The 6262-nt window shown below is 66.2% G+C and carries 4 protein-coding genes; 3 read left to right on the top strand and 1 reads right to left on the bottom strand.

Going from position 1 to position 6262, the window contains the following annotated elements; genetic code table 11:
* Window positions 1-418: 418 nt before the first annotated feature.
* The 3 genes from ABIB27_RS09305 to ABIB27_RS09295 all read left to right on the top strand — a co-directional run bounded on the left by ABIB27_RS09305 (window position 419) and on the right by ABIB27_RS09295 (window position 4945).
* A complete protein-coding gene (locus tag ABIB27_RS09305; RefSeq protein ID WP_056341443.1) occupies window positions 419-706 on the top strand; it encodes an HU family DNA-binding protein in 288 nt (95 codons plus the stop codon).
* A 100-nt stretch (window positions 707-806) separates the two neighbouring features.
* Complete coding sequence (locus ABIB27_RS09300; RefSeq protein WP_354253821.1) at window positions 807-2960, top strand: bifunctional copper resistance protein CopD/cytochrome c oxidase assembly protein; 2154 nt, start codon at window positions 807-809, stop codon at window positions 2958-2960.
* Window positions 2957-4945, top strand: a complete 1989-nt coding sequence (locus ABIB27_RS09295) for an NHL domain-containing thioredoxin family protein (protein ID WP_354253820.1) — start codon at window positions 2957-2959, stop codon at window positions 4943-4945. Before ABIB27_RS09300 ends, ABIB27_RS09295 begins: the two co-directional genes overlap by 4 nt.
* 299 nt (window positions 4946-5244) lie before the next feature.
* Here the strand turns inward: ABIB27_RS09295 and ABIB27_RS09290 are convergent, their stop codons facing one another.
* Window positions 5245-6237, bottom strand: a complete 993-nt coding sequence (locus ABIB27_RS09290) for a hypothetical protein (protein ID WP_354253819.1) — start codon at window positions 6235-6237, stop codon at window positions 5245-5247.
* Window positions 6238-6262 lie beyond the last annotated feature (25 nt).

Genomic DNA, 6262 nt, shown 5'->3' with positions numbered 1-6262 from the left:
GGTGTGGGAGAGTAGGTCACCGCCGGAACACTATTACCGGTCGAGAGCCCCCGAACACCACGTGTCCGGGGGCTCTCCCACGTTAACCACCCACCCACACAACCACCCCCAAAACCCACACACGGACCATGCCGCCGCCCCTGCAACCAGGCGAACCCACCCCAGCCGCCCCGCACCGCCGTCGAACATTCCCGACACCGCGAGAGCGTCCTGCGAATCCGGCAGGAAGTGAGAGAGCGTCCGCTGTGGGCGCAATTCCTCGGCAAACCCTCGAAAATCCGGTGATATAAGTCAAAAAGTCGCGGAAACACGCGGAATTTGCGGACCTCGGCGGCCCAAGCTGGTAAGTTTTCGAACAGTGGCTTGCACGCATTCCGCGTTCAGGCTCCAGAAATCGTGACCGTCCAGGAGGACATCAATGGCTAAGAACCGTAGTGAACTTGTTTCTGAGGTAGCAGGCAAGGCCGGCACCAGCCAGGCAGCCGTCAACTCCGTCCTCGATGCACTGTTCGAGGTTTTCGAGACGTCTGTCGCCGCCGGCGAAAAGATCACCATCCCGGGCTGGCTTGCAGTGGAGCGCACCGACCGTGCTGCCCGCACCGGCCGCAACCCGCAGACCGGCGAGACCATCCAGATCGCAGCAGGCCACAGCGTCAAGCTGACCGCCGGCTCCAAGCTGAAGGCTGCAGTCGCCAAAAAGAAGTAGCCTTCTTCAGCGCCATCAAAGGAGCGGCAACCCGAGGGTTGCCGCTCCTTTTGAGTTAAGCCGATTCGCCGCGTGGGCACCCGTGGCGGACAATGGATAGGTGCCTTCCGTAGCAAAGTCCCGTCCCGCAAAACCCCTACCGGCCCCTGGTAAGGGTGGCACGGCGCCGGGCGCAGGAGCCGTGGGGATTTCCCGGCCCTGGCAGCTTCTGGGGCTGATGGCACTGTTCCTGGGGCTCGTTGCAGCACTCCTCTTCTCCGGCGCAGCCGCTGTCCGTGAAGTTTCGGACCCCGGAGCTTTGGCCCGCTGGGGACTCCCGGTCAGCAAAGCTATCCACAACGTGTCCCTGGCAACGGTCATCGGTGGGCTGATCTTCGCGATCGGGATCCTGCCCCGGACCTCCGGACCGCGCTCCCGTACCCACGATGGCGAAGCGCCCGAACACCAGGCCTTCGCCCGGGCGCTGGCCATAGCGGCCGCCGCCGGCGCCGTCTGGACGCTGTCAGCCATCGCCGTGCTGGTGCTCACCTACTCGGACGTCGCGGGCCAGGGGCTTTCCGGGGACGCTGAGTTCACGCGCGCGCTGGTGTATTTCATGACCGACATCGACACCGGCCGTGCCTGGCTGTCGGTCACCATCATCGGCGCCGTCGTGACCACCGCGCTGTTCGGCGTCAGATCCCTTGGTGGCCTCGCGCTCACGCTGATCCTGGCGCTCGGCGGTCTGGTGCCTGCCGCCCTGATCGGGCACTCCTCCAGCTCGTCGGACCATTCGGGAGCCGTCAACTCCCTGGGCCTGCACCTGGTGGGCGTCAGCGTCTGGGTGGGCGGCATCATCCTCTTAGCGCTGCTGTCCGGAATCCTGACTGACCAGAAGCCCGGATCCGGAACAGACATCACCGAACAGACTCTCCGGCGCTTCTCGGCCCTGGCCGGCTTTGCCTTTGTGCTGGTATTCGCCTCGGGCGTCATCAACGCAAGCATCCGCATCACCAACTGGACGGACCTCTTTGGTTCCGCGTACGGCCAGCTCATCCTCGCGAAGTCGACAGCCACCGTGGTCCTGGGCGGAATCGGTTTGATGCACCGGCAGTGGGTCATCCCGCAGCTTGGCCGTAAAGGATCCGCATTGTCCTCCCGGCGGGTGCTGTGGCAGCTGGTGCTGGTGGAGCTCGTCATCATGGGGGCCACCTCGGGCGTCGCCGTCGCCCTCAGCCGTTCGGCACCACCGGAGCCCACCAGGTTTGCACCGGACGCAACTCCAGCCTTTATCCTTTCCGGCTACGAGCTGCCGCCCGAACTGACGCCTGGGCGATGGCTCACCGAGTGGCGCACTGACTGGCTCTGGGTTGCCGTGGCGGTCTTCGCGCTGGTGGCGTACTTCCTCGGCGTAGCCAAGGTCCGGCGGCGCGGCGACAAATGGCAGTGGTTCCGCTCGGTGAACTGGGTGATCGGCCTGCTGGTGCTGACCTACATCACCTCAGGTCCCCCCACGGTGTACGGGATGGTGCTGTTCTCCGCGCACATGGTGGGCCATATGGCGCTGACCATGGTGGCCCCCATCTTCCTGGTGCTCGGCGCTCCGGTGACATTGGCGCTGCGGGCCATGCCCGCCCGGGCCGACGGCTCCCGGGGCCTGCGTGAGTGGGTGCTGGTCTTTGTGCATTCCAAGTTCTCGCAAGTGGTGACCCACCCGCTCTTCGCCGCGGCGAACTTCGCTGGCTCCATTGTGCTGTTCTACTTCTCGGACGCCTTCGGCTTTGCGATGCGGGAGCACGTGGGCCACGAGCTGATGAACCTGCACTTCCTGCTCACTGGGTACATCTTCGTGCTGAGCATGATCGGCACGGACCCGTTGCCCCGGCGGGCGCCCTACCCGATGCGGCTGCTCCTTCTGTTGGCGACCATGGCGTTCCATGCCTTCTTCGGCGTGACCATCATGGGCGGAACCACCCTCCTGGCCGCGGACTACTTCGGCAACCTCGGCCGCCCCTGGGGACCGTCCGCCCTCATGGACCAGCAGTTGGGCGGCGCCGTGACGTGGGGCATCGGCGAAGTGCCCACCCTCCTGGTGGCGATCGGCGTCGCCATCATGTGGTCCCGTTCCGATGAACGCGAAAGCCGTCGCACCGATCGCGCAGCGGATAGGAATAACGACGCCGATCTCACTGCTTACAACGATATGTTTGCCAAATTGGCCGAGCGCGATGCCAGATTGGCTGAACGCAACTCAAAGCTGGAAGGACGCTCATGAGCGAAACCGTACGCACCCAACTCCGGGTCCGAGCCTCCGAACTGGTGGGCCGCAACTGGCTCAACACGGGCGGGAAGTCGCTGGACCTCGAAGCCCTGCGCGGCAAGATTGTCCTGCTCGACTTCTGGACGTTCTGCTGCATCAACTGCCTGCACGTCCTCGATGAGTTGCGCCCGCTCGAGGAGAAGTACGCCGACGTCCTGGTCACGGTGGGCGTCCACTCGCCCAAGTTCGAGCATGAGGCAGATCCCGTTGCGCTGGCGGCTGCCGTTGAACGCTACGACATCCACCACCCCGTCCTGGATGATCCCGAGCTGGACACGTGGAAGGCCTACACGGCCCGTGCATGGCCCACTCTTGTGGTCATCGACCCCGAGGGCTACATCGTGGCCCACCTGTCCGGCGAAGGCCACGCCGACGGCCTGGCCGTGCTGATCCCCGAATTGATCGCCGAGTACGAGGTTAAGGGCACGCTGCACCGCGGCTCCGGCCCCTACGTGGCGCCGGAAGCCACGTCGGGCACGCTGCGCTTCCCGGGCAAGGCGCTGTTTCTCCCCGCTGACCGGGGCACGTCCGGCGCCGGGACCCCCGACGCCGGCTCCTGGCTCGTCACGGATACCGGCCACCACCGTCTCGTGGAGTTGGGCACCGACTTCCAGACGGTGCTGCGCACCTACGGTTCCGGCACTAAGGGCTACGCCGACGGCCCCGCCGCGGACGTCGACTCCGTCACGCCGACTGCGCAGTTCAACGACCCGCAGGGTCTCGTGCTGCTTCCGGAAGATGTGGCAGCGAAGGCGGGCTACGACGTCGTGATTGCCGACTCCGTCAACCACCGCCTGCGCGGGCTTTCGCTGACGGACGGAACCGCCACCACGCTCGCCGGCAACGGCGTCCAGCGGCTCCTGGAGACGGGCCCCGCACGCGTGGACGAGGACGCCGCCGGGTTCACGGGCCAGCTCAGCGGGCACCCGCTGGAGGTTTCGCTCAGCTCCCCATGGGACGTTGTCTGGTCCACCAAGCTGAACGCCGTGGTGGTCGCCATGGCCGGCACCCACCAGATCTTCAGCCTCGACCCGCTGACCGGTGCTGTGGCCATTGTGGCCGGCAACGGTCTGGAAGGCCTGCTGGACGGCCCGGCCCACGAGGCATGGTTCGCCCAGCCGTCCGGCCTCGCGGAGGATGCTGACGGCAACGTCTGGGTGGCGGACTCCGAAACGTCGGCCCTCCGCAAGCTGGTGATTGACGACGCCGGCACCGTTACCGTGGAAACGGCCGTCGGCAAGGGGTTGTTCGACTTCGGCTTCCGCGACGGCGACTCGTCCGAGGCCCGCCTGCAGCACCCGCTGGGCGTCACGGTCCTGCCGGACGGATCGGTGGCCATCGCCGACACCTACAACGGCGCCGTGCGCCGCTACGACCCCGCTGCCGGGAAGGTCTCCACGCTGGCGCGGGGCCTGTCCGAACCCTCCGACGTGATTGTGAACCACACGCAGGCAGCTGGGTCCGAGCCGCTGCTGGTGGTGGTGGAGGCCAACAAACACCAGCTCGTCTACGTGCCCATTCCCAAGGAAGCACAGCAGGTGGACGAGGGCGCATCGCAGACCCACAGGCCAAAGAGCCCGGTGGCCCCCGGCCTGCTGGAACTGACCGTCCGCTTCAGCGCGCCCACGGGCCAGAAGCTCGACGACCGCTGGGGTGATCCCACTCAGCTGAAGATCTCGTCCACCCCGCCCGAGCTGCTGGTGGCCGGCGGCGGCACGTCGGTGGGCCTGCTCCGGACGCTGGAACTGGCCTCGGGCATCCCGGAAGGCGTCCTGCACATCACCGCCCGCGCCGCGGCCTGCGACGGTCCCGAGAGCGAGGACGGCGAAATCCCGGACCACGCCGCCTGCCACCTGTACCAGCAGGACTGGGGCATCCCCGTGCTACTGACGGACGACGGCGACACTGAGCTGGTACTGGACTTGCGGGGCATGGACTGACCACCGCCGTCGTGCAGCGTGCCGGAGCGGGCACCCGGCGCAGAATCTTGGGGGTTGCCTCGGCCGCCGCGGCCAAAAATCTGCTTCGCATGACGCCGGCGGCTTTCCGGGTTGGTTGTCCACATACGACGACGGCGGGATGCAGCGGGTGCCCGGGCGGTCCGGGGTGGGGAACTCCTCCAGCCGGACCGCCGGCTGTACCCCCTTCCGACGGCGCCAGCGGAGTTGGTGGGTCTGCTGCGGAACCGCGAAGTCCTCACATGTGTGAGGGCGGCACCCCACTATGGGTGGGCACGGCCCTAGTAGCTCAGGAGCGGGGTGACCTTGATGGTGTCGCCGTCGACGTCCAGACGGGTAGTGAAGCTGAAGTCCACCTCTTCGTTGAGCGGGAACCATGCGCCGGTGAAGGAGCTCTGCTGGACGGCCTCCACCCGGGCCTTGCCATCGAGGGGAGCAACAACCCAGCGGCCATCAAAGGGTTCGATGGCAATCTCCGGGTACTCCGTAATGGTCCATTTGATGGTGCCGTCGTCCACGTTGTTGGTGCTGGCGAAGTAGAAGGGGCAGTCCGGCTGCAGCTTTTGCTGTTTCACGGCTTCGGCGGCGCAGCCGTCCAGGAACTTCTGCACGCTCTGACCCACGTCCTTCCGGAGCTGCTCGGTGGCCTCGGTCAGCAGGTTCAACGGTGCTGCCGGAGCATCGCGGGACGTTATGGTGGCGCGGGTGGCAGGTGCGGCGAAGTATTCACCGTTGAGGGATGCTTCATATTCGCCCGGATAGAACACGGCGAAGGAGTTCTGGCCTGCAGGCATGTTCACCGGGACGCCGTTGAGGTTCGCTGCACGGGCGTTGACCACTGTGACGCCCACGGTGGGGAGCCGCGACGGCACAAAGGCCCAGGTGTTGAAAAACAGCCATTCCGTGCCGGTCCGCTCCAGCAGGAAATCGGTGCGCAGCCGGCTGCCGTCGATCGTGTATTGCACCGGAACCATGACCTGGTTATTCGGGCGGTCCTCGGGCTCGTTGATGATGATGTTTGCCAGGCGCGAGGCAGCGGTCTGTAGCGCCGTCCCGTCCAGCATGGCGGCGTTGCCGGGCGGCACAGTGGCGCGGAGAAGGCCCATGGCCTTGCCGCCGTCGCCCTCGCGTAGTGCGTCCAGATATTCGCGGACCGGCTGCTGCGGACTTGCCACGGTATTGTTCACCACGTTGACGCCCACAATTGCAGCGGCCACGGCAAGCATAAGGCCCAGCAGCCACCCGGCCGCCATCCTCACCAACGCTTGACTCATCTGCACGCCCCTTACGTTACCTGTA

Origin of the sequence: Arthrobacter sp. UYEF21, assembly GCF_040546085.1 — a bacterium.
Lineage (GTDB): Bacteria > Actinomycetota > Actinomycetes > Actinomycetales > Micrococcaceae > Arthrobacter.
The sequence above is the reverse complement of the archived record's forward strand: the minus strand, read 5'-3'. Positions and strand labels throughout refer to the sequence as shown.